Source organism: Streptomyces sp. NPDC057565 (assembly GCF_042801455.1).
GTDB lineage: Bacteria > Actinomycetota > Actinomycetes > Streptomycetales > Streptomycetaceae > Streptomyces > Streptomyces yanii.
Map to the genome: position 1 here is coordinate 68,515 of NZ_JBHVFU010000010.1, position 23,764 is coordinate 92,278.

Consider the following 23,764-nt stretch of genomic DNA (forward strand, 5'->3'; position numbering starts at 1 on the left):
CGGCCCTCACAGGAGGTGTCGGCGGTCGACGGCCGCGGCGAGCGCCGCATGGCCGGAGGGGTTGGGGTGCAGTCCGTCGCCGCTGTCGTGCGCGGGCAGCATCCGCGAGGGGCGGTCCGGGTCGCGGACCGCGGCGTCGAAGTCGGCGACGGCGTCGAAGACCCGCCCCGTGCGCACGGCCGCGTTGATCCGCTGCCGTACCGCTTCGAGCTCGGGCGTCCAGCGGGTCCAGCCCTCGAACGGGGTGATGGTCGCGCCGACGGCCCGCAGCCCGGCGTTCCGGGCGCGCAGGACAAGCTGTCGGTAGCCGGCCAGGAGGAGCGCCGGGTCGGTCTGGCTGGGCGGCTGCTGAAGGTCGTTGACCCCGAGATGGACGAGGACGGTGCGCAGCCCCGGCAGCGACAGCACATCGCGGTCGAAGCGGGACTGACCGCCCGGCCCGAACCGGGCGTCGTCGAGCAACACCCGGTTGCCGCTGATGCCGAGATTGGCGACGGCGGATCCGGGCAGCCGTCGCGCCAGCTGGTCCGGCCAGCGCAGATCGGCGTCGTCGGGCGTGCCGACGCCCTCCGCGATGGAGTCGCCGAGCACCGCGATCACCGGCCCGTGTGCGCCCGTCACTTCGACGCCCGTCAGCAGGAACACGGAGGTCGTGCGGGTTCCGTCGACGCTGTGCGAGGCATGCGTGTTGCGGTGGAAGGAGAGCGGTCCGGTGGGGCCGGGCAGCCGGGTCTCCACGGTCAGCCGGGCTGCGTCGGGGGTATGGAGACCGGCGACCGGATCACTCGTCAGGGAGGCGCCCGCGGCGACCCACGCCTGCTGCCGTCCGCCGAACGTCACCGGCTGCCCGCCCGCCGTCACCGGGCCGATCAGGACGGGTACGGTGCCGAACGCGTGCCCGTACCGCAGCCGGACCTGTCCGCCGGCCGAAAGCCGCACGGTGGCGGTGAACGTCCCGTTGGTCAGTCCGGCGCTCGCCACGGTGTCGGTGGCGGTCGGTGCGGTCTGCGCGGTCGCCCAGGACGTCGTCCAGCGCGACCTGCCCGCGCCGCTCCTCGGTGCTTCGGCGGCCTGCGCACCCGGCGCCGTCGCGGCCGCCGCGGCGAGCCCTGCCGCAGCTGCCGTCAGCACCCCGCGTCTCGCGGGTCCCCGCCCGGTCACCGGGGGCACGCACCCGTCGGGGCGTACTCGCTGCCATAGGTGCCGACCGCGTCGCCGCCCGTGTTCCCGCTCATCGTGTTGGTGCAGACCGGTCCCTGCGGGGTGCGCATGAACTTGATGCCGCCACCCGCGTTGCCGGTGATGGTGTTGCCGTAGACGCTGGTGTCGATTCCGTCCGTGGCGGTGTCGCCGCCGAGCCGGATGCCCGCGCCGACGTTGTCGTGAATGGTGTTGTAGCGGAAGATGTTGCCGCTGCCGCGCGCGTCGAGCCCCCCGGAGCTGGAGTCCTTCTGACCGCTGCAGTCGTTGTACTCCACGTAGTTGTTGGTCGAGTTCTCCTTCACGTCGACGCACTCATTGCCCTGGGTGGCGATGGTGTTGTGGTGGATGCGGTTGTTCTTGCTGATGTCGGGGGCGGCGTCCGGGGCCCCGTTGGCGCCCTGCTGCTCGGGGGCCGTGCCGAGGTAGATGCCCTCACCGTTCTTGCCACCGCCGCCGAACTGGAAGTCGGCGACGCCGCAGTGGGTGATCGTGTTGCCCGAGATGTCGGCTCCGGTGACGAGATAGCGCACCCGCAGGCATTCGTCGGCGGCGTTCCTCAGCGTCATGCCGGTGATGCGCAGCGCGCCCACACCGTTGCCCGGAGTCGTGCTCATGACATATATGAGCTTGAGGCGGTACCCCGAGACATCGGTGGACGACCCGTGCAGCCCGTCAACGGTGAACCCCCTCAGTGTGGTCGAGTCGTGCTGCACCTGAATGATCCGGGCGTTCCCCGCCCCCTTCACCACGGCGGTCGAGGGGCCGGTGATCGTGACGCCGGAGCGCCTGGTCACCACGTCCTGCTTGTACGTACCGGCAGCGAGGTTCACCACCGCGCCCGTCGGAGCCAGGTCCACGGCCTTCTGGATCGTGGCGAGTGGGGCACCTGCCGACGTGCCCGCGTTCGAGTCGCTGCCCGACGGCGACACGTAGTACGCGGTTGCCGTCTCCGCCGCGACGGACGGCGGTGGGCAGGCGAGTGGAGCTGCCGCGGCGAGCGCGGCGACGAGAGTGGTGCGTAGTACACGGCTCATGGGGTGTTCCTCCTGGGATCGGCGAAGGACAGAGCGAGCAGTACGGGAATGCTCGGGCCGAGAAGCAGCGGCCCCAGCGGTACGACGAGGGAGAGCAGCACGGCGGAGATCACCGCGCCGAGCAGTGCGGTGCCACGGGCGGCCGAGCCGAAGCCGAGCACCAGCGCACCGCGCGACCAGTCGCGGACGCGTCCGCGGGGCGCACGGCCCGCCTCGGCCGCCAGCGCCACATGGTGGATGACGGCGGCCGCCGCGATGCCCACCTGCGCGGCGAGCACCACGAACGTCCAGGGCTCCGAACGGCCCAGCAGATGGACGATGTTGGCCGCGAGGACGAGCGCCGCGGCGGTGGACGCCAGGGAGTGCCGCCACAGCGCGCGCCAGTACTGCGGGAACGCGGTGAACACCTGGGTGAAGCAGCGGCTGTCGTCCTCCGCGCGCCACTTCTGGAGAGAGTGTCCCATCGCGGCGAGCGCGGGCAGCCAGGTCACGACGCCGAGCGACAGCACCGCGAACGCGGCCCCGGCAGCGGCCGGATAGGCCACGAACTCCAGCCGGCGCAGCAGTGTCGGCCAGCCGGACAGGGTGCCGGCCCGCGGTTTCCGGGTCGAGAGGGTTGCCTGCATGATCAGCCGACCTTTCCTGTGTACGGCTCCGCGACGTCGAGGAGCACGCGGCCGTTCAGCCGCAGCCGCGTGGCCGCGACCACGTACGGGGCGCTGTCACCGTCGCCGAGCAGAACGGCGGCCGCGTCGGCAACGACGTCGGCGGTACGGATCCGGCGGGCGACGGGGGAGAGCAGCACCGTTTCGCCGCCGAAGGCGACTCCGTGTCCCTCCAGGCACGCGGCGTGCTCGCCCGGGCCGGATGCACCGGGCGTGATCGTGGTGAGGAACAGCCCGGAGGCCGTCCGCGCGGTCGTCGAGCGCAGTGTGTGCAGCGTGCGGGTGAGACGCAGCTCCGGTGTGCTGGACGTCGGATTGGCCTCCACCTCGGCGACGTCCGAGGTGACCGATGCGTCGTGGGGCGCGAACTGTCCCACCCGGGCCACGGCGGTGCCGGACCGGATCAGCCGGGTACCGTCCGGCTGCGGCTCGGTCGGCCGGTCGGTCTGGAGCAGGAACGTCCACTCCCGCTCCGTATCCGCCTCGGCAAGGTCCAGGAGCACCAGCCGCCCCGACGGGGTGAACACCAGCGTCCGGTCGAGCCGCCGCACCCCGAGCTCCGGGTCGTACATCGCGGCGATCTCCGCCGTGGCGTGCGCCCAGCCGCAGTCGTCGTCGAGGAGCACATCGCGCTGCCGCGCCTGCCGCTCGAACGGGATGTCCTGGTAGACGTGGTAGCGGTCCTCGTCCGCGTAACCCTGTCCGTCCACCAGCAGCAGGTTGTGGTGCGCGGCCCGCTTCCGGTTGCTGTACCCCTCGTCCACCGCGAGGAATTCGCCCTGCGATACCAGCACGAACGAACCCGAGTCGGGGTGGTGGTGTCCCTGGTTGAGCGTCTCCCAGCCCCGCTCGGCCCGGTGCTTCGCGGAGGTCTCCCACGCCTTGTGACCGCCGCCCGGGCTCGCCTTGAAGGAGACGAGCGTGGCGTCGTCGTCCCATCCCGTACGCGCCGCGAGCAGCCCCAGATCCGGGAAGAACGCCCGGGTCCCGGTGGGCCGTGCGGCCGGGACGGACGGGTCGTACCAGAGGTATTCGAGGTACGCCTCCGGCAGGATTCCCGGCCGCACCCCGCTCTCCGACGCCTCCTTCCACAGGAGTTCGCCCGACGCCAGATCGCCCATCCACTGCGCCTCCGGGATGCCGTACTGGGCAGCGAGGCGGTAGTACAGGCCCGCGCTGTGCCCGCTGCGGCGGTCGTGGCAGTCGCCGTGGTCGACATTGCGGGCGAAGCCGGGGGCGGTCTGGTGCAGCCGGTAGCGGAACGTACGGGAGAGGAAACCGCCGCGGTCCCACCAGTCGATGCCCTCCGCCTCCTGGAGGAGGTCCAGTTGGATCGCCAGGAACGGCACACCGTAGCGCCAGTAGACGACGCCCTCGGCGTGCGAACCGTCCTCCGGCATCAGATCGAGGACCGTACCGAGATTGTCCTTGGCGCGCTCGGTCCATTCCTCCTTGCCCAGCACATAACCGGCCGTCGCGAGCCCCGCGTAGCAGATCCAGTTGTGGTTCTGCCAGTACGACGACGACCACCAGCCGCCCTCGCTCGCCACCGCGAACTCGTACATCCGCCGCCCCTGGAGCAGCAGCTTGTACCGCAGCAGCGCCCGCACCCCGTCCGGCAGATCGTCACCGATCCACCGGTAGGCGAGCGAGAGATGATGCAGCAGCCAGCCGGCGTCCAGATCGTGGTCCGGCATATGGGCCTTGCCCCAGTGCGGCAGCCGTACGGCCGCCTCGATCCAGCGACGGCTCTCCGCCAGGTGGGCCCGGTCGCCGCCGACCCGGTAGGCCAGCGCCGGGTTGGAGGCGGCGGGACCCAGCCAGGTGATGCTGGCCAGGGGATGCGTACGGGGCGGGGTCAGCCCGCGGTGGCGGGCGGCCTCCTCGTACAACCGCACTTCCTGCGCGGGACGCGGGCCGGACGGCGGGGTCGCCGAGAGCAACAAGGGTCAGTCCTCCGTCCGGAACCGTGCCGTACTGCCGTCGGTCAGGCCGACCGTCAGTCCGTCACCGTCCAGCTGTACGTCGGTGACGGCGGGGCCCGCCGACGGCGCCTGGTACACCGAGGCGAACACGACCCGCTGCGCGTCGGCGGTGAAGTCGACGCGGGTGCGCATCCGTTGCGGATCGTCCGCCGGACCCGGTCCCGGCCGGGTGACCGGACGGACCGGCACACCGTCGGTGTGGGTGTGCCAGCCGTGCAGTGTCTCGTCGCCGTACCACGTGGTGCGCACCGGACCGACTCCCTGCAGCTGGACGTCAAGCGCGACGCCGGGGCGCAGCTGCGCGGTGAACTGCCGGGCGTCCTCGGCGGTCAGCGTCAGCAGGTCGACGAGAAAGCTGTCGCCGAACGCGATCCGTCGGACCGCCCGGACACCCTCGTACGCCTGGGTCACCTCGGCCGTGACGGAGGAACCGTCCGAAGCGAGCAGCTTCCCGGTGCACTCCGCCTGCTCGGCGCGGTCCGCCCGGAAGGCGGGATGTGCCTCCGTGGACGCGTACAGATCGCGGAACTCTGCATGTGCATAGGGAACTTGGCCGGGATCGGGCTGCCATGGAGTGGTGTCCCCATAGAGATAAAGCGACAGCTTGTCACGATGGCCGTGCGAGCCGCCGTGCGGACCGAAGTCCAGCAGTGCGTGGATCCCCGCACCGTGCAGCACCGCATATCCGGCCTCGCCGAACACCGTGACCGGACCGGCCGCGGGGCGTACCGGCAGCGGCGGGCCCATGAACCAGCCGCCCAGTTCCCGGTCCAGCCCGTCGTCGTGTGCGCCGAGCTCGGCCCGGGCCCGCTCCGCCACCGCATCCAGGGCGGGGGACGGAACCAACTGCTGTGCCAGCGCAACCAGTTCGAGCCACTCCAGGGCGAGAGGGCGACGCAGATACGGGCCGTCGTGCAGTGCGGGAAGGATGCCGCCCGGCGTGGCGATCGCCGCCAGTACATCCGTCATCCCGGCCAGCACGCCGATCACGTCGGACGGAACGGTCGCCGGGTCGGTCGAGCGCAGCGCCAGCAGCGCGGCCCGCAGTACGAACCCGTGGTAGTAGGTACTGCCCTCCCACTCCCAGCCGTCGTCGGCGACCGCGACGCGCAGATGCGCGTACAGCCCGTGCTCGCCGTCGAGCCATACCTTCGCGCCGTCCCATTCCTCGCCGCGGGCCGCGGCGGCACCACGACTCGCCGCCACACCGGCGGCGTTGAGCCACGCGGTGTAGTTGGAAGCGAGATGCCCCTGGCCGGTCAGCACATCCCGGGCGTCCAGCGCGGCCCGTTCCAGATCGTCGAGGAGCGGCAGCACCGCGCCCAGACCGTCCGTGGACTCCTCGGCGAGCGTGATGACGGTGTGCCCGATGCCGACCGCCCAGATGGCATCGGTCAGGGCCTGGTGGAAGAGCCGGCCGCGCAGCATCCAGGTCTGCGCCTCGCCGTGCCGCTCGGTGGCGAGCTCCGCGTACAGACCGGCGTACTCGACGAGCCGCGCCACCGCCTCCGCCCGCTCGCCCCGGTGGGCGAGCACCCGCAGATGCCGCGCCCACGCCTGGTGCGACAGCACCAGCCAGGCGCCGCGCACCGCCTCGTCGTCCACCCGACAGCCGTACGAGCAGCGCGCACCGCCGTCCGGGAAGACCCCGGAGAGCAGATCACCGTGATCGAGCTCGACCCCGTGCGCCGGGCAGACGTACGCGTGCCACCAGCCGCCGCGCTCCCGCGCGATCCGCCTCAACGCGGCCATACGCCACCGTCGATGTCCACCGTGGTGGCGGTGAGGAAGCCGGACGACGGCGACGCCAGGTGGACGACGGCCGCTGCGACATCCTCCGGCGTGCCGGCCCGGCCCACCGGGATGCCTGCCTCCATCGCCTGCTGCGCCTCGGGCGCGGTGAACGTGTCGTGGAAGGCGGTGCCCTTGATGAACCCGGGTGCGACGGTGTTGACCGTGATCCCGGTACCGCCGAGCTCCTTCGCCAGCCCCTTGGTGAAGCCGCGGATACCGGCCTTGGCCGCCGCGTACGCCACCGAGCCGGGGCCGCCACCGTTGTGCGCGGCCAGCGACGACATGGTGATGACGCGCCCGGCGGGGGACTTCGTCAGATGCGGCAGTGCGGCCCGCACGGTACGGAACGTCGAAGTCAGGTTGGTCGAGATCACCTGGTCGAAGTGGTCGTCGGTCATTTGGGCGATCGTGGCGCGGCCGATCAGATGGCCCGCGTTGCAGACCAGGACGTCCAGACCGCCGAGGAATCCGGTCGCCTCCTCGACGACCCGATCGACGTCCGCCGTCACGGTCACATCGGCCTGGAACGCCTTCGCCCTGCGGCCCAGAGCCTCGATCGCGGAGACCGTCTTCGCGGCCTCGTCGGCGGAGGAGTGGTAGTGGACGGCGACATCGGCGCCGGCCTCGGCGAGGGCGACGGCGATGGCGCGGCCGATGCCGTGGCCCGCCCCTGTCACCAGTGCGCGGGAGCCGTTGAGATCAGCAGACATGGAGTAAGTACCTTTCGAAGAGCGGCCGTTCGGCCGAAAGTCGGTGACCTGGGACCTGACCCGGTGACCTGGGACCTGATCCGGTCACCGGTGACCCGATCCGGTCACTTGAGACCGGCGGTCGCGAAGCCCTGCACGAAGTAGCGCTGGCCGATGAGGAAGAGGATGACCATCGGCAGGGTGGCCAGCGTGGTGCCGGCCATCAGGAAGTGCCACTGGGGACCGTTCTCCGTCTTGAAGACGGAGAGCCCCACCTGGATCACCCGCAGACTGTCCGTGCGGGTCACCAGCAGCGGCCAGAGGAAGTTGTTCCACGACGACTCGAAGGTCAGCAGCGCCACCGTGGTGAGCGCGGGCTTGACCTGCGGCGTCATGATCCGGGCGTAGATCCGGAACTCGCCCAGACCGTCGAGCCTGGCCGCCTCCTCCAGTTCCACCGGAAGGTCCAGATAGAACTGCCGGAAGAGGAAGACCGCGAACGGGGTGACGGCACCGGGAATGATCAGCGCCCACCAGGAGTCCAGCCAGCCGCTGCCGCCCTGGCCGAAGATGTCGTTCCCGCCGGCCAGCGGCATGAAGCGGACGATCAGGAACTCCGGCAGCACCTTGGTGTACGTCGGGATCATCAGTGCGGCGATGAAGAGGTAGAAGATGACCTCGCTGCCGCGGAACTTGATCCGCGCCAGCGCGTAACCGGCCATCGACGCCACGACCACATTGATGACGGTGTGACTGGTCGCGATGATGAAGCTGTTGCGTGCGTACGTCGCGAACGGCGCCGCCTTCAGTGCGTCCACATAGTTCCCGAACTCCCAGTGTTCCGGCAGCAGTCCGGCGTCCTGGGAGGCGATCTCCACCGGAGTCTTGAGTGAGGTGAGCACCATCCAGACGAACGGCACCACCATCAGCAGCGAGACGACGGTGAGGGTCGCGTAGAGCGCGATCCGGCCGGGGGTGACCGGCTTGTCGTTCCGCCGAGGCCGGGACTTCTTCGCGACCCTTGGCGCGTGGAGCTCAGTTGTGGCCACGGGTGCCTCCCATGATCCGCCGGTTCACCAGGGTGAAGCCCATCAGCAGCACGAACAGCACCAGTGACTGGGCACAGGCGTAGCCGACGCGGAACTCCCGGAAGGCGGACTTGTAGATCTCGTACGTCATCATCGTGGTGCTGTTGGCGGGACCGCCGTCGGTCAGGATGTAGATCTGGTCGAAGGACTGGAACGCGCTGATCATCGACGTGATGAGGACGAAGAACGTCGCGGGCTTCAGCAGCGGCACGGTGATCGAGAAGAACTGCCGCACCTTCGAGGCACCGTCCACCGAGGCCGCCTCGTACAGCTCCTTCGGCAGGGACTGCAGCGCGGCCAGGTAGATGAGCATCTTCATGCCGATGCCCTGCCAGATCCCGACCAGGATCACGGAGGGCATCGCCCATGAGGTCGACGCGAGCCAGGCCGGTCCGTCGATCCCGACGAACGACAGGATTGCGTTCAGCAGCCCGTTGCCCGGGTTGTAGATCCACAGCCAGACCAGCGCGATCGCGACGGTCGCCGTCACCTGCGGCAGGAAGATCGCAGTGCGGTAGATGCCCCGGGCCTTCAGACCGGTGTGCAGCGCCAGGGCGACGAGCAGTCCCAGCATCATGCCGAACGGCACCGTGAAGAAGGTGTAGATGACGGTGTTGACGATGGACTTGCGGAAGACCGCGTCGCCCATCATCTCGCTGAAGTTGTCCAGACCCACGAACTGCGGCGCCGTCAGCACGTCGTACTTCGTGAAGGCCAGGACCACCGATGCGACGACCGGCAGGCCGATCCAGAGCGAGGCATGCAGCAGCGCGGGCGCCACCATCAGCATGCCGGCGCGTTGCCTGCGGCGCCCCGGCCCCGTCGGTGCCCGGCCGGTGCGCTTCTTGGCGACCGCGCGTCCGTCCGGGGCGGAGGGCGGCGCGGGACGCGCCTTCAATACGGATGTAGCTCCCACTGTGACGGGTCCTTACATCCGGCCGATCGCGGCCTCGGCGAGCCGGCCGAGTTCAGCGATGGCTTCCTTCGCCGACTGGTTGCCTACGATCGCGGGCTCCAGCGTGGGCTTGATCTTCTCGCGGATCTCCATCCAGGCGGGGGTGCCGCCCTCGGAGCACGCGTCGCCCATGCTCTGCAGGGAGAGATCGACGAACTTGTTCTCCTTCACATAGTTGGTGTCGTTGAGATCCTTGAGCCCCGGCACCGAGCCGCGCTGCTTGGCCGCGCCCAGGATCGACTCGGGACTCGCCAGGTACTCGACCAGCGCACGGGCCGCGGCAGGGTGCTTGGAACTGGCTGACTGGGTGACCAGCGTGCCGCCCTGGAGCATCGCCGGCTTGCGGTTGGCGAGGATGAAAGCGCCCACCTTGTCGCCCTCGATCAGCTCCGGGTTGGTGTCTCCCAGCTGGTTCCACAGGGCGCTGGTCGACATCATCATCGACGCCTTGCCGGTCTGGATGTTCGACGGCGCACCGGCGTCGGTCTTCTTCGCGTAGTCGGACGAACCGTCCTTGATCAGGTCCTTGAAGAACTGCAGTGCCTCCACCCCGCGGGCGTTGTTGAACAGCACCTTCTTGCCGTCCGCGCTGAACAGCTGGCCGCCGTTGGCGAAGAGGAAGGTCTCCCAGCACTGGCGCAGGTCGATCGAGAACGGATCGAAACCGAGCCGTCCGTCCTTCGTCAGCTGCTTGGCCACCGCGCGCAGTTCGGCCCAGTTGGCCGGGGTCTTCTTGATCCCGGCCGCCGCGAAGTGGTCCTTGCGGTAGACGACGATGCGGGTGTCGAGGACGACCGGCAGCGCGTACAGCTTGCCGTCGTACCGCGACGGCTCCAGCACCCGCTTCTCGTAGTCGTGCGCGGACGCCAGCTTCTCGGGCAGCTCCGCGATCGCCTTCTTCGCGGCGAACGGCGGGATCCAGCCGACCCCCATCATCAGTACGTCGGGAAGCAGTCCGCCCGCGAGTCCCGTGGTGATCTTCTCGTTGAGCTGGGCGTACGTGGTGTAGTCCACGCTCACCTTGACCTTCGGATGCTTCTTCCGGAAGCCGCCGAGGATCTCCTTCTCCAACAGCGTCTTGCCGTCCGCGCCTTCATAGATCGGGGTGAGGAGCCTGATCTCACCCTCAGCGGGACCGTCGGCGGAGTCGGCCGTCGACGTGCCGGTGCCGCACCCGCCGAGGGCGGCGGCAGCGGTACCCGCGCCGATGGCAGCAAGCAACGACCGTCTTTTGAGTTCCATGGGACACCCCTTTTGAGGTGGAGACTGTGGATCGATCCAGCGACGGCATCCCAACTATGGCTGGGAAGCGCTGGTAAATCGATGCACTGATGCTAGGAACGCCCCGAGAGGGACGTCAACAGCTGATGCTCAAGAATTTTCGGGGAAGTTAACAGGTGTACCGGTGAAGAGAGTTCAGTAAATCGGTACACTAGTCTGGTGGAACGCGTTCCGAACCGGAGGTGGCATGAGCGGGGTAACGATCCATCAGGTCGCGGAGGCTGCGGGGGTCTCCGCGAGCACGGTCTCGAATGTCCTCAACGGGCGTACGGACCGTATGCAGGCGACCACCCTGGCCCGTGTCGAGCAGGCGATTGAGCAGCTCAGCTACCGGCCGAACCGTGCGGCACGGATGCTGCGCACCGGCCGGATCAAGGTCATCGGTCTGATCGTGCCGTCGGTGGCCAACCCCTTCTGGGGGGCGCTCGCCCGCGAGTTGGAGGCCATTGCGCTCGCCGAGGGCTACCACGTGCTGCTCTGCAACAGCGAGCGCGATCCGGCGCGTGAACTCAAGTACGGCGAGGAGTTGCTGGCCGACGGGGTGAGCGGAGTGGTGCTCTGCTCCTCACTGCCGTCGCTCGACCATGTGGCGCCGTTGCTCAGCCGCGGTCTGAAGATGGTCGCCTTCGACCGTACCGCCCAGGCGGGTGACCCCCCGTCGCTGGCCAGCATCAGTGTGGACAACGCGATGGGCGCCGAGCTCGCCACGCGTCATCTCATCGAACTGGGCCATCGGCGCCTCGCGTTCGTCTCAGGCTCGGTCAACAGTGTCAACCGTCGTGAGCGACTGCGCGGCTTCCGCGCGGCCCTGGAGTCCGCGGGGCTCGACCCGGCCGACGCGGTGGTCTGGCCGGGCGCCGACACCACCGAGTTCGGCGACAAGGACGCTGCCGAGCTGGGCCGTAACGCCGCCCGGGAGCTGCTGTCCGGACCGCGCCCGCCCACCGCGTTCGTCGCCATCAACGACATGTGCGCGATCGGGATCTGCCGGGGCGCGAAGGACGCCGGGCGCACCGCCGGACAGGACGTCTCGGTGGTCGGCTTCGACGACATCCTGCTCGCCGATCTCTTCGAACCGCCACTCACCACGGTCCGCCAGCCGCTTCCGGAGATGGCTGCCGAGACGTTCCAGCAGCTGAGGGCCCGGATCGACTCGGCGCCGGTGGCCGGGCGCTCGCTGCTCATCCGGCCGCGCCTGGTCGTACGGGAGTCGACGGCGACGGCGCCGGCCGCTGTGCCTGCCCCCGCATCCGCCTGAGCCGGACAGTGGGCCGGGCTGCGAGGAACAGCGAGTTCCGGGGTGGTTGACGGCAACGTCAGCGGACGAGAGCCGCCGGCGGGCAGTTCTCCGCGGACGACCCCACCGGTCTGGGTGTTCGGCGGGGCGTCGGGTGCGGTGCGGAGGGTGTCGATGGCCTGGAGCTGGAATCGGCGTCGGGCGTGGGCGTAGACGGTGTGGGTGACACCGCTGGAGGCGAGCCGACGCTCGCGACGCGGCTCAGGCGCGCTGGTCGAGACCGGCGTTGAGCGGCGGCTGCGGGGCGTCGAGCAGAGAGGTGTCCACCTCACCGACGCCCCAGCCGTACGCCAGCTTGTGCACTTCCAGCACGAAGAACGAGTCGGTCGAGACGACTCCGTCGATGTGATGCAGTCTGCGGTTCATCAGGTCGGTGAAGTGGTCGGTGTCCCGACAGATCACCTCCGCCATCACGTCGTAGGTGCCTGCCGTCATGATGACGTACGAGGTCTCGGGCAGCTCCCGCAGCCGTCGGCAGACCTCCTGGGCGCTGCCCGGCCTGACCCGGATGCCGACCATGGCGAACCGGTCGAAGCCGATGGTGAGCGGGTTTGCGATGCCGACGATCTGGAGGATGCCGTTCTCCTCCATGCGCTGGACGCGGTATCGCACGGAGGAGGCGGGGATGTCCAGTTCTTCGGCGATCTGGCTGTACGGGCGGCGGCCGTCCGCTTGAAGTGCGGCGATGATCTGGCGGTCGGTGTCGTCCAGGGGGCTGCCACCCAGCGTGCTCATGCTGTTGCTCCGGCTCTCATGTACGGTCCGCCACGTTGTGCGGGCCTGGATCTTTGGTCGTACGGGCCTATCCTGCCCGGCTCATGTCACGCAGTCCGCTGCGGTGGTCATGTGGCGGTTACCTCGTTGCCGGCTCGGTGGGGCAGTGCGGGCCGGGGCCCCGACGCTGGTCGGGGCCCCGGTCGGCGGACGTTCGGGTGAGCGGGGAGCTCAGAGACTGATGACGCCGGTACGGGTGTCGGTCATGTCCATGAGCGTCCACTTGCCGCCGATGCGGCCCCAGCCGGTGGAGCGGTTGCCGGCGCCGCCGAAGGGCATGTTGATGTCCCACCAGTTGTTGCTCTCGTTCACGACGACCTGGCCGACGGCCATTTCCTCGATGAAGCGGAAGGCGGAGGTCATGCTGCGGGTGAAGACGGCACCCTGGAGGCCCAGTTTGTCGTCGTTGGCGATGCGCAGAAGGTCGTCCTCGTCCTGCCCGGTGATGATCGGGACGACCGGGCCGAAGGACTCCTCGCGGGACAGCAGGCTGTCCTCGGGCACCCCGTCCACCACGGTGAACTCGTAGTAGAGGTCCGTGGGGTGCCCTGAAGCACGCTTGCCGCCGAGCAGGATGCGTGCGCCGCGCTCGCGGGCGTCGGCCATGTGGCGGTCCATCTTGGCCGCGACGCCCTCGTTGTTGAGGGGGCCGAGGACCGTCTTGGGGTCGAACGGGTCGCCGAGGGTGATGCGCTGGGCCTCGCGGAGTACGGCCTCGACGAACTCGTCGTGGATGTCCGCGTGCACGATGACGCGTTCGGTGGCGCAGCAGACCTGTCCGGCGCAGGGATAGGCACCGTCGACAGCGGCCTTGGCGGCGGCCTCGACATCGGCGTCGGCGAGGACGACGAGCGGCCCGTTGCCCGAGCACTCCATGATGGAGCGCTTGAGTCCGGCGGCGGACTGGATCTTCGCGCCGGTCGCCGTGGAGCCGATGAACCCGATGGCGTGGATGCCCTCGTGGCGTACCAGCGCATCGCCGGTGTCGCCCTCTCCGGGCACGATGTTGACGAGGCCGTCGGGCAGTCCGGCGGCAACGAACGCCTCCATCGCCTTGAGCACGGTGAGCGGGGTGTTGGCCGGCGGCTTGACGACATGGGCGTTGCCGGTGGCGAGACCGGGGGCGACGAACTCCGCGAGCATGAGCAGCGGGAAGTTCCACGGCGTGATGATGCCCCAAGTGCCCACCGGGCGCTGGAAGGTGAACATCCGCTTGGTGTTGTCGGTGGAGGGCAGCGTCTCGCCGTGCAGTCGTACGGCGTCCTCGGCGTGCAGGTGGAAGAGCTTGGCCGCCTCCTCGATGTCGGCGACGGACTCGGCGAGCGGCTTGCCCTGCTCCATGGACTGGAGGCGGGCGAGTTCGTCCACGCGCTTGCCGAGTTCGGCACCGATGCGGTGGCAGAGCTCGGCACGGGTCCACACGTTGGTCGACGCCCAGGCAGGCTGGGCCTCGTTGGCGGCACGCACCGCGGCGTCGACGTCGGCGGCCGCGGGCAGCGGGAAGGTGCCCACGAGTTCGCCCGTCGCGGGGCTGATGACCTCGTGGGTGGTCCCGGAGGTGCCTTCGGTGTACGCGCCGTTGATGAAGAGCTGGTGCCGGTCGGCGGTCGGGGTGGTCATGCGTTGGCCTCTCTGTCCTGTCCTGACCGGGAAAGGGCGCATCGGCTCCGGACCGCGCCGGCCCGGGTCCGCTGCGATGACTGGAGACTCGCTGGGCAATCGAGGGCTGTCAAGACTGCGGAATGAGCAAAAGTGGAAGCTGATCACTGCCTTTTCGTGAGTATTGACAGACATTTTTCGCCTCCTCTATAACCAGGCGTCATCGACTGTCATGTCTGCGCCCACTCTGAGGGGAACGCCATGTCATCCCAGCCACAGATCCCAGCTCCGCCCTCCTCGGATCCTTCGGACTCGTCGGGATCGGCGGGTGCGTCCGCCCCGGCACTGCCGAAAAAGATGAGCTGGTTCGACGGATTCGCGATGTCGCTGACCATGCCGGCGGCGCTCATCGCCTCGCTCGGCGCCTCCATCGGCGGACTCGGCGCCTGGGGTGCGATCGCCCTGTGGGCGGCCTCGATGGTGCTGGCCACCGCGACGAACTGGATCTACACCGAGATGGCCGCGATGTTCCCCGACTCCTCCGGAGGGATCGCGCACTACGCGACCGAGGGCTGGAAGAAGCGGGCGCCCGTGGTGGGTCCGATCGCGAGCATCGGTTACTGGTTCCCCTGGACGACGGCGCTCGCCGTCTACTCCGGACTCATCGGTTCGTTCGTCCAAGCCCAGTGGTTCCCCGGCCAGGACTGGAGCGTGGAGTTCGGGCCGGTGAAGGTGGACTTCCCGATAGCCGTGGGCCTGCTCGTGATGCTGCTGCTGTTCGGCGCGGCGATGATCGGCCTGCACGTCGCCATGTGGGTCGTCTACGTCACCGGAGGTGCGCTGCTCGTGCCGCTCGCCGTGTTCATTGTTTTGCCGCTGTTCTCCGGTGACTGGAGCGCGCAGGGCCTGCACTGGAATCTGCACGGCGCCGCGGGTCTGCGCGAGGCGCTGGTGTGGCTGTACGTCATGGCGTGGACGTCGTTCGGTGTGGAGGTGTGCGCGACCTTCGCCCCCGAGTACAAGGACACGGTGCGCGACACCTCCCGGGCCCTGCGCGCCGGTGTGCTGTTCTCCCTCGGTGTGTTCATCCTGCTGCCACTGACCCTGTCGGGGTACGTCGGCGAGAAGGCCATCGGCGAGGAGCCCACCACCTTCTTCATCGGAGCCTTCCAGGACCTGGTGGGCGGCGCCTCCGACCTCATGGTGGTCTTCCTCGTCGCCTCGTTGCTGCTCATCATGATCACCGGTCTCGCGGACGGTTCCCGCGTGCTGTACGAGATGGGCAAGGCGGGGCTCACCATCAGGCAGGTGGGGGTGCTGAACAAGCGCGGTGTGCCGGCCCGGGCGCTGCTGGTGGCCCTGGTGCTCAATGCCTTCGTGCTGACGGTGCTTCAGACCCCGCTGGCCATCATCGTCACGGGCAACCTGGGATACATCCTCGTCCATGTGCTGGCGGTCTCCGGCTTCGCGCTGCTGCGAAAGGACCGTCCGGACGCCGTGCGTCCCATCAGGCTGCCCCGGTTCTTCGTGCCCCTGGCCTGGACGCTGGCCGGGTTCCTCACCGTGGTGCTGGTGGTGGGCGCGACCGGCTTCTCCATCACCGGATACGGCGGCTACACGGAACTGGGAGTCGCACTCGCCGTTCTGGTCGTGGCGGTACTGCTCTGGCTGTACCGGACCAAGGTGCAGGACCGGCGCACCACCGGCTCTGCCGTCAGGTGAGGCATGCCCCTCGGCCCCGGGCGTCGCACACCTCTTCTCGCCGCCGCTGCGGTGGAACGCCACATGGTGCGGCCCGCATTGACTGCTGCCGGGCGACAACCATGTGCTGCTGAGATTCTTCGCCGCGCCCGAGAGAGCGGGCCCGTCCCCATGGCGCCGGTTGGACGTGGGGACGGGCCGGGCAACGACTACGGATGCGCCGGTTTGCGGACCATGAGGAATGCCTGGGGGCCTGCGTCCTTCCAGCCCGCCTCGCGCACGAGCCTGGCGTCCACGAGGAGTCCGGCCCGACTCAGGAGCTCGGCCACACGCTCGGGTTCCAGCCAGTAGACGTCGAGCGCCAGTGCATGGCCGTACGCGTGGTCCAGATGCCGGATCTCGTTCCCGGCCTTGAAGGCCAGCAGCAGATGGCCGCCCGGGGCCAGCACCCGGTGGAATTCGGCGAACACCTCGGGCAACAGCTCGGGCGGGGTGTGGATGATGGAGTACCAGGCGACGATGCCGCCGAGACTGCCGTCGTCCAGGTCCAGGGCATTCATCGAACCCACGTCGAAACGCAGGTCCGGGTAGGTCTTACGGGCCACCGCGACCATCTCCGGCGACAGGTCGATGCCGCGTGCGGTCAGTCCCAGGGACTGCAGATGTCCCGTCACCCGCCCGGGACCGCAGCCGATGTCGGCGACCGGTCCGGCATCGGTGGCCTGTACGAGTTCGACGAACGCGGCGAGCATCGCCCGGTCCAGCGGCCTGCGTCCGAGTTCCGTTCTCAAGAGCTCGGCGTAGTCGGCCGCGACGGTGTCGTAGGACGCCCGGGTGGTACGTACGTAGGTGGGTTCGGTCACGACCGAGAAGCGTAGTGGCTCGGTAGCGGCTCGACGGATCGCAGCACGGAGTCCCCATGTCGATGCGGCCGCACACCCGAAAAAATGTGTTGCTCCCGTTCCCGTACGGCCCCACCATCTGCTCATGAACTCGATCACCACCCTCCTGCCGACGACCCCTGCCACTCGACCGGTGCGGGGCCAGCAGCAGTCCGGCCGACCACGGAGGCCGATTCCTCTCCCCGCGTGAGCGCCGCCCTGGTCGCGGGGCTGCTGGCCGGCTTCGGCATTGCCATGCCGGTCGGAGCGGTCGCGACCTATCTGGTGGCTCTCACCGCACGGACCTCCCTCGCAACCGGCGTTGCCGCCGCGCTCGGAGTCGCGACGGCCGACGGCCTCTATGCGCTGATCGCGGTCGTCGGAGGCTCCTCACTCACCCGTGTCATCGAGCCGGTCGCCCTGCCGCTGCGCTGGGCCTCGGCCCTGGTGCTCGTCGTCCTGGCGCTACGGAGCGCCACCACCGCGATCGGCCAGTACCGCAAGCGGCATTCGGTGTCCGGGTCCGACCGGACCCCGCTCAGCCCCGCGCGCGCCTATCTGGGGCTGACGGGTATGACCCTGCTGAACCCCACCACCGTCGTCTACTTCACGGCGTTGGTGCTGGGCAGCCGGGCGACCGCCGCCGCCCCGGACCGACTGGAACAGTCCGTGTTCGTCCTCGCGGCGTTCGCCGCGTCCGCCGGCTGGCAGTTGCTGCTGGCCGGCGGGGGAGCGCTGCTCGGCCGCGTACTGACCGGCGGCCGGGGGCGGCTCGTCACCGCCCTGGCGTCCTCCGTGCTGATCACAGCGCTCGCCGTCCATCTGCTGGTACCGGCGTTCTGACGCGCAACCAACCCGTCGAACCAGCGGCTGCCGGCCGGTCCGAACCGGCCGGCAGCCGCCGCTCTCAGTCGGCGGACATCGTCCACCCGTTCGCCTCGATGCGCCCCGCGTCGCCCGACCTGCCGTCGTCGAAGACGGTCCGGCCGTCGTCCTCGACCCGGATGCCGTCCACGTACGCCCCGCGCCCGACGTACAGCTGATCGGTGGTGTACCGCCACCGCAGCCGCACATCCTTGCCCCGCCAGGCGGCCAGGTCCGCGTCGAGACGGTGCCAGACCCGGCCCGACCAGCCGGAGACGGAGCCCGCCGGATGCGGTTCCGGCTCCGCCCGCTGGGAGTCGGACGTCGTCGCTGCGGTGGTGAAGGGCACCGGCTGCCAGGTCGTCCCGGCGTCCGACGAGGCCTCCAGGAAGAGGTAGTCGGAGCCCGGCTCGGTGTCCCACCACACCGCGCAGCTCAGCGTGGCACGCGAGGATGCCGGACGCAGAGCGGGCAGTGCGAGCGTGGCGGAGGCGGCGCTCGCCATGCCGGAGAACCAGGCGGTACGGCCCCGGGCGGGGCGCACCGCCACCGCCCGCGCCATCTGGTTCGCGGTGGCGACCCGAGGTGCACTGCCGGAGCGCCATGTGCGAACCGGATGAACGGAGTTGCCGAGCACGATCAGGAACGAGTCGGTCGTCGGATCGAGGACCAGGCTCGTCCCGGTGAAGCCGGTGTGGCCCGCTGTGCTCGGGGTGGCCATCGCCCCCATGTACCAGTGCTGGTAGAGCTCGAAGCCGAGCCCATGGGCATCTCCGGGGAACGCGGTGTTGAAGTCGGTGAACAGGAGGTCCACCGAATCCTGGGAGAGGATCCTCGCGCGCCCGTAGACGCCGCCGTTGAGCAGCGTACGGGCGAGGATCGCGAGGTCCCAGGCGCAGGAGAAGACTCCGGCGTGGCCCGCCACCCCGTCCAGGCTGTACGCGTTCTCGTCGTGCACCTCGCCCCAGACCAGCCCGCGGTTCAGGCCGGACCAGGGCAGCCGGGCGTCCTCGGTGGCCGCGATCTTCGGCTTCCAGGCGGCGGGCGGGTTGTAACGAGTGCGGTGCATCCCGAGCGGTGCGGTGATCTCCTCGCGGAGCAGCACATCCTGGGTGCGTCCGGTGATCTTCTCCAGGACCAGCTGCAGCGAGATGAGATTGAGGTCGGAGTAGAGGTACACCGTGCCCGGCGGATTGGCCGGGACCTCGTTCCACAGCAGCCGCAGCTTCCCCTCCCGGGTCGGCTCCTTGTAGAGCGGGATCCAGGCACGGAACCCCGAGGTGTGCGTGAGCAGCTGACGGATCGTGACGTCCTGTTTGCCGCCTCCCGCGAAGTCGGGCAGATACGAGGCGACCTTCGCCTCCAGTTCCAGTGCCCCGCGCTCGATCTGCTGCACGGCCAGGATCGAGGTGAACAGCTTCGACACCGACGCCAGGTCGAAGACCGTGTCCTCGGCCATCGCGATCTGCTGGTCCGCCGGGAACTCCACTCCAGTGTCCGTCTTGTCGTCGTACGCCGCGTACCGCACCGCCTTGCCGATCGGCCGGTGCAGTGCCACCGTGCCTCCGCGTCCGGCGAGCAGCACCGCGCCCGCGTACCACGGGTGTTTGGGGGAAGCGGAGAGGAACCGTTCTGCCTCTGCGACCAGTTGGTCCAGTGGACCCTGCAACAGCCCGGCGCGGTCGGCGGAACCGAGCCGCAGCGTCGGCCGCCCGTCGGCGGCCGCATCCGAAGCGTCCACGGCGCTTGCTCCCGACGCCCCCGACGTTCCCGCCCCCGATTCCATGGCCGACGCCGTCTCCGCGAAGGGAATCGGTGCCAGGGCGAGTGCTCCGCCCAGTGCGAGCATCCCACCGCTCAGCCTGCGTCGGCTGATCCCTCTGCCGGTCGCGTCCTCGGTCATCCGGAACCCCTTCCTACCGGTTGAAAGTAACTTTCTTCATCCAGTCCTACGGTGAAACTTCCTGCCGCCGCAGAGATTACTGTCACCCCTGCCGTCCCGGAGGCCCCCGGCACCACAAAGAATCTGACACTGCATCAGAAAATCTCTTCCTTCGGATGTCCGACTGCGGCATCCTGCCGCCCATGGAGACGGAGCTGAGCAAGAAACTGGGAGTCGAGCACGCCATCTTCGGCTTCACGCCCTTCCCGGCGGTGGCCGCGGCGATCACCCGGGCCGGCGGATTCGGCGTACTCGGCGCGGTGCGCTACACAGCCCCTGACGACCTGGCACGTGACCTCGACTGGATGCAGGAGCACACCGACGGCAAGCCGTACGGCCTCGATGTCGTCATGCCCGCGAAGAAGGTGGAAGGGGTGACGGAGGCCGATGTGGAGGCGATGATCCCGGCCGGACACCGCCAGTTCGTCCAGGACACCCTCGCCGCATACGGCGTCCCCGAACTCGCCGAGGGCGAGGCATCCGGCTGGCGCATCACCGGGTGGATGGAGGAGGTCGCCCGCAACCAGCTCGACGTCGCCTTCGACTACCCCATCAGGCTCCTCGCCAACGCCCTCGGCTCGCCCCCCGCGGACGTCGTGCAACGTGCCCACGACCGGAACGTCCTCGTGGCCGCCCTCGCCGGAAGCGCCAAGCACGCCCGCCACCACGCCGACGCGGGCATCGACATCGTCGTCGCCCAGGGGTACGAAGCGGGCGGTCACACCGGAGAGATCGCCTCCATGGTCCTCGTCCCCGACGTCGTCGACGCCGTGGGACCCCTCCCCGTCCTCGCCGCCGGAGGCATCGGCAGCGGACAGCAGATCGCCGCCGGGCTCGCCCTCGGCGCCCAGGGCGTCTGGCTCGGCTCGCTCTGGCTGACCACCGAGGAGGCCGACCTCCACTCCCGCGCACTGACCCGCAAGCTCCTTGCCGCCGGCTCCGGCGACACCGTCCGCTCGCGCGCCCTCACCGGAAAACCCGCACGCCAGCTCCGTACCGAATGGACCGACGCCTGGGACGACCCGTCCGGCCCCGGCCCCCTGCCCATGCCGCTGCAGGGACTGCTGGTCGCCGAGGCCGTCTCCCGTATCCAGAAGTACGAGACCGGCGCACTGCTGGGCACCCCCGTCGGCCAGATCGTCGGAAGGATGAACACCGAACGCAGCGTGCAGGCCGTCTTCGACGACCTGACCCGCGGCTTCGAACGCGCCGTGGACCGGATCAACCGCATCGCCGGACGGAGCGCCGCATGAACCAGCCGCCCAACGGCTTCTGGGCCCAGGCCACCGCCGACCCCGACCGTACGATTCTCGTCGCCCCCAACGGCGAGACCTGGACCGCGGGCCGCCTGCACAGCGCGGCCAACCGCCTGGTCCACGGGCTGCGCGCGGCCGGCCTCCGGCAGGGCGACGCGTTCGCCGTGGTCCTCCCCAACGGCGTCGAGTTCTTCACCGCGTACCTCGCCGCCTCCCAGGCCGGGTTCTATCTCGTCCCCGTCAACCACCACCTCGTCGGCCCCGAGATCGCCTGGATCGTCTCCGACTCCGGCGCCAAGGTGCTGATCGCGCACGAGCGGTACACCGACGCAGCGACAACCGCCGCCGACGAGGCGGAACTGCCCGTGAGCCAGCGCTACGCCGTCGGCGCGGTCGACGGCTTCCGCCCGTACGCGGAACTGCTCGCGGAACAGTCCGACGCACCGCCCGAGGACCGAAGCCTCGGCTGGGTGATGAACTACACCTCGGGCACCACAGGACGCCCGCGCGGCATCCGCCGCCCGCTCTCCGGCAAGCTCCCCGAGGAGAGCCATCTCGGCGGCTTCCTCGGCATCTTCGGCATCAAGCCGTTCGACGACAACGTCCATCTGGTCTGCTCGCCGCTCTACCACACCGCCGTGCTCCAGTTCGCGGGCGCCGCCCTGCACATCGGGCACCGCCTCGTTCTGATGGACAAGTGGGCGCCGCGGGAGATGCTGCGGGTCATCGACGCGCACCGCTGCACCCACACGCACATGGTCCCCACCCAGTTCCACCGCCTCCTCGCCCTGCCCGACGAGGTGAAGGAGCGGTACGACGTCACCTCGATGCGGCATGCCATCCATGGCGCGGCCCCCTGCCCCGACCACGTCAAACGCGCCATGATCGACTGGTGGGGCCGGTGCGTCGAGGAGTACTACGCGGCCAGCGAGGGCGGCGGCGCGTTCGCCACCGCCGAGGACTGGCTGAAGAAGCCCGGCACGGTCGGGAAGGCCTGGCCGATCAGTGAACTCGCCGTCTTCGACGACGACGGCAACCGCCTCCCGCCCGGCGAGCTCGGCACCGTCTACATGAAGATGAGCACCGGCGGCTTCAGCTACCACAAGGACCGGACCAAGACGGAGAAGAACCGCATCGGGGACTTCTTCACCGTCGGCGATCTGGGCGTCCTCGACGAGGACGGCTATCTCTTCCTCCGCGACCGCAAGATCGACATGATCATCTCGGGAGGGGTGAACATCTACCCCGCCGAGATCGAGGCCGCGCTCCTCAGCCACCCCGCAGTCGCCGATGCCGCCGTCTTCGGCATCCCGCACGCCGACTGGGGTGAGGAGGTCAAGGCGGTCGTCGAACCGGCCGAAGGACACCCCCCGGGCGACGGGTTGGCCGCCGAGATCCTCACCCACTGCGCCGAGCGGCTCGCCGGGTACAAACGCCCCAAGAGCCTCGACTTCATCGACACGATGCCGCGCGACCCCAACGGCAAGCTGTACAAGCGGCGACTGCGCGCCCCGTACTGGGAGGGGCACCACAGAGCCCTCTGAACGCCGGCCGCCCCGCACCGTCCGCCGAGCGCGCCCCGCCCACCTCTGGCAGCGTGTGGCTCATGAAAACGAGCGCGACGGTCCGGTCCCTGGCTACCCAGTGGACCGTGGTTGTGCCGATCATCGCGGCGGTGGCGCTGTTGTTCAGCTGGGGGCGGGCGCTGCCGCCCTTCGCCGTCGCCGTCGTGGCGCTGTGTCTCGCGGGCGCCGTGCTCGCCGCCGTCCACCATGCCGAGGTGATCGCCCACCGGGTCGGCGAACCGTTCGGCTCGCTCGTCCTGGCCGTCGCCGTGACCATCATCGAGGTGGCCCTGATCGTCACCCTGATGGTGGACGGCGGCCCCAAGACGTCCGCGCTCGCCCGCGACACCGTCTTCGCCGCCGTGATGATCACCTGCAACGGCATCGTCGGACTGTCCCTGCTGGTGGGCGCGGTGCGTTCCCGCGTCGCCGTCTTCAACGCCGAAGGTTCCGGCGCCGCCCTCGCCACCGTCGCCACCCTCGCCACCCTCAGTCTGGTGCTGCCGACCTTCACCATCGGCAGACCGGGCCCCGAGTTCTCCACCGCACAGCTCACCTTTGCCGCCGTCGCGTCCCTCCTCCTGTACGGGCTGTTCGTCGCCGTACAGACCGTCCGGCACCGCGAGTACTTCCTGCCGCTCGCCCAGGACGGCCGGCTCAAGGAGGACGAGCAGCACGTGGCGCTGCCCGGCCGGGGCGCCACCGCGCTCAGCGTCGCCATGCTGCTGATCGCGCTGGTCGCCGTCGTCGGCGACGCCAAGTCCGTCTCGCCGACGATCGAGTCCGGCGTGGAGGCCGCCGGGCTGCCGCAGTCGGTGGTCGGTGTCATCATCGCCCTGCTGGTGCTGCTGCCCGAGACCCTCGCCGCGGTCCGGGCCGCCCACCGTGAACGCGTGCAGACCAGCCTCAACCTCGCCCTCGGGTCGGCCATGGCCAGCATCGGGCTGACCATCCCGGCCATCGCCCTGGCCTCCATCTGGCTGTCCGGACCGCTGCATCTCGGCCTCGGCGCCACCCATATGGTGCTGCTCGCGCTGACCGTGGTGGTCGGCGCGCTGACCGTCGTACCGGGACGGGCCACGTTGCTCCAGGGCGGCGTCCACCTGGCGATCTTCGCAGCGTTCGTCGTCCTCGCGATCAGCCCCTGACCGCATGCGATGACCGGCCCCTGACCGTCGGCAGCGATCGGCC

At 69.6% G+C, this 23,764-nt stretch carries 19 protein-coding genes; 6 read left to right on the plus strand and 13 right to left on the minus strand.

Annotation, left to right across the window (positions count from 1 at the left end; genetic code table 11):
- Positions 1-6: 6 nt before the first annotated feature.
- The 9 genes from ACFU8W_RS20670 to ACFU8W_RS20710 all read right to left on the minus strand — a co-directional run bounded on the left by ACFU8W_RS20670 (position 7) and on the right by ACFU8W_RS20710 (position 10,655).
- Complete coding sequence (locus ACFU8W_RS20670; protein WP_384039095.1) at positions 7-1,131, minus strand: SGNH/GDSL hydrolase family protein; 1,125 nt, start codon at positions 1,129-1,131, stop codon at positions 7-9.
- A 26-nt stretch (positions 1,132-1,157) separates the two neighbouring features.
- On the minus strand, positions 1,158-2,237 hold the full coding sequence (locus ACFU8W_RS20675; protein WP_384039098.1) for a DUF1565 domain-containing protein: 1,080 nt from the start codon (positions 2,235-2,237) through the stop codon (positions 1,158-1,160).
- Positions 2,234-2,863: a DUF624 domain-containing protein gene (locus tag ACFU8W_RS20680; RefSeq protein WP_384039101.1), complete on the minus strand. Its 630-nt coding sequence runs from the start codon at positions 2,861-2,863 to the stop codon at positions 2,234-2,236. The genes ACFU8W_RS20675 and ACFU8W_RS20680 overlap by 4 nt, the downstream gene beginning before the upstream one ends.
- 2 nt (positions 2,864-2,865) lie before the next feature.
- The gene (locus ACFU8W_RS20685) at positions 2,866-4,848 is read right to left on the minus strand and encodes a hypothetical protein (RefSeq protein WP_384039104.1); all 1,983 of its coding nucleotides are present in this window, start codon (positions 4,846-4,848) and stop codon (positions 2,866-2,868) included.
- Positions 4,849-4,851: 3 nt separating this feature from the next.
- Positions 4,852-6,639 (minus strand): heparinase II/III family protein, encoded by a 1,788-nt coding sequence (locus ACFU8W_RS20690; protein WP_384039107.1) that lies wholly within the window; start codon positions 6,637-6,639, stop codon positions 4,852-4,854.
- Positions 6,627-7,391 (minus strand): SDR family NAD(P)-dependent oxidoreductase, encoded by a 765-nt coding sequence (locus tag ACFU8W_RS20695; protein WP_384039109.1) that lies wholly within the window; start codon positions 7,389-7,391, stop codon positions 6,627-6,629. The genes ACFU8W_RS20690 and ACFU8W_RS20695 overlap by 13 nt, the downstream gene beginning before the upstream one ends.
- Before the next feature lie 104 nt (positions 7,392-7,495).
- On the minus strand, positions 7,496-8,419 hold the full coding sequence (locus ACFU8W_RS20700) for a carbohydrate ABC transporter permease (RefSeq protein WP_384039112.1): 924 nt from the start codon (positions 8,417-8,419) through the stop codon (positions 7,496-7,498).
- Entirely contained in the window at positions 8,406-9,374 is a 969-nt protein-coding gene (locus tag ACFU8W_RS20705; RefSeq protein ID WP_384039115.1) for a carbohydrate ABC transporter permease, read from the minus strand. The genes ACFU8W_RS20700 and ACFU8W_RS20705 overlap by 14 nt, the downstream gene beginning before the upstream one ends.
- 12 nt (positions 9,375-9,386) lie before the next feature.
- The gene (locus ACFU8W_RS20710; RefSeq protein WP_384039117.1) at positions 9,387-10,655 is read right to left on the minus strand and encodes an ABC transporter substrate-binding protein; all 1,269 of its coding nucleotides are present in this window, start codon (positions 10,653-10,655) and stop codon (positions 9,387-9,389) included.
- A gap of 226 nt (positions 10,656-10,881) precedes the next feature.
- Between ACFU8W_RS20710 and ACFU8W_RS20715 the strand changes: the two genes are divergently transcribed.
- Entirely contained in the window at positions 10,882-11,952 is a 1,071-nt protein-coding gene (locus ACFU8W_RS20715) for a LacI family DNA-binding transcriptional regulator (RefSeq protein ID WP_345513840.1), read from the plus strand.
- Between the two features lie 240 nt (positions 11,953-12,192).
- Here the strand turns inward: ACFU8W_RS20715 and ACFU8W_RS20720 are convergent, their stop codons facing one another.
- Both ACFU8W_RS20720 and ACFU8W_RS20725 read right to left on the minus strand, forming a co-directional pair.
- The gene (locus ACFU8W_RS20720) at positions 12,193-12,726 is read right to left on the minus strand and encodes an Lrp/AsnC family transcriptional regulator (protein ID WP_384039121.1); all 534 of its coding nucleotides are present in this window, start codon (positions 12,724-12,726) and stop codon (positions 12,193-12,195) included.
- A 210-nt stretch (positions 12,727-12,936) separates the two neighbouring features.
- Positions 12,937-14,385 carry an aldehyde dehydrogenase family protein gene (locus ACFU8W_RS20725; protein ID WP_384039124.1) on the minus strand — a complete coding sequence of 483 codons (1,449 nt, stop codon included), beginning with the start codon at positions 14,383-14,385 and terminating at the stop codon, positions 12,937-12,939.
- 336 nt (positions 14,386-14,721) lie between these two features.
- On the opposite strand from ACFU8W_RS20725, the gene ACFU8W_RS20730 reads away from it, so the two are divergent.
- Entirely contained in the window at positions 14,722-16,086 is a 1,365-nt protein-coding gene (locus tag ACFU8W_RS20730; protein WP_384039127.1) for an APC family permease, read from the plus strand.
- Positions 16,087-16,274: 188 nt separating this feature from the next.
- Here the strand turns inward: ACFU8W_RS20730 and ACFU8W_RS20735 are convergent, their stop codons facing one another.
- Positions 16,275-16,928 (minus strand): class I SAM-dependent DNA methyltransferase, encoded by a 654-nt coding sequence (locus ACFU8W_RS20735; RefSeq protein ID WP_384039130.1) that lies wholly within the window; start codon positions 16,926-16,928, stop codon positions 16,275-16,277.
- A gap of 225 nt (positions 16,929-17,153) precedes the next feature.
- On the opposite strand from ACFU8W_RS20735, the gene ACFU8W_RS20740 reads away from it, so the two are divergent.
- Positions 17,154-17,789 (plus strand): LysE family transporter, encoded by a 636-nt coding sequence (locus ACFU8W_RS20740; protein WP_345517101.1) that lies wholly within the window; start codon positions 17,154-17,156, stop codon positions 17,787-17,789.
- Positions 17,790-17,853: 64 nt separating this feature from the next.
- Here ACFU8W_RS20740 and ACFU8W_RS20745 read toward each other — a convergent pair whose 3' ends face one another.
- Positions 17,854-19,713 (minus strand): serine hydrolase, encoded by a 1,860-nt coding sequence (locus ACFU8W_RS20745; protein ID WP_384039133.1) that lies wholly within the window; start codon positions 19,711-19,713, stop codon positions 17,854-17,856.
- 182 nt (positions 19,714-19,895) lie between these two features.
- On the opposite strand from ACFU8W_RS20745, the gene ACFU8W_RS20750 reads away from it, so the two are divergent.
- The 3 genes from ACFU8W_RS20750 (at position 19,896) to ACFU8W_RS20760 (ending at position 23,721) form a co-directional block, all read left to right on the plus strand.
- Complete coding sequence (locus ACFU8W_RS20750) at positions 19,896-21,005, plus strand: nitronate monooxygenase family protein (RefSeq protein WP_345517103.1); 1,110 nt, start codon at positions 19,896-19,898, stop codon at positions 21,003-21,005.
- Complete coding sequence (locus ACFU8W_RS20755) at positions 21,002-22,552, plus strand: acyl-CoA synthetase (protein ID WP_384039138.1); 1,551 nt, start codon at positions 21,002-21,004, stop codon at positions 22,550-22,552. Before ACFU8W_RS20750 ends, ACFU8W_RS20755 begins: the two co-directional genes overlap by 4 nt.
- Before the next feature lie 62 nt (positions 22,553-22,614).
- Complete coding sequence (locus tag ACFU8W_RS20760) at positions 22,615-23,721, plus strand: calcium:proton antiporter (protein ID WP_384039141.1); 1,107 nt, start codon at positions 22,615-22,617, stop codon at positions 23,719-23,721.
- Positions 23,722-23,764 lie beyond the last annotated feature (43 nt).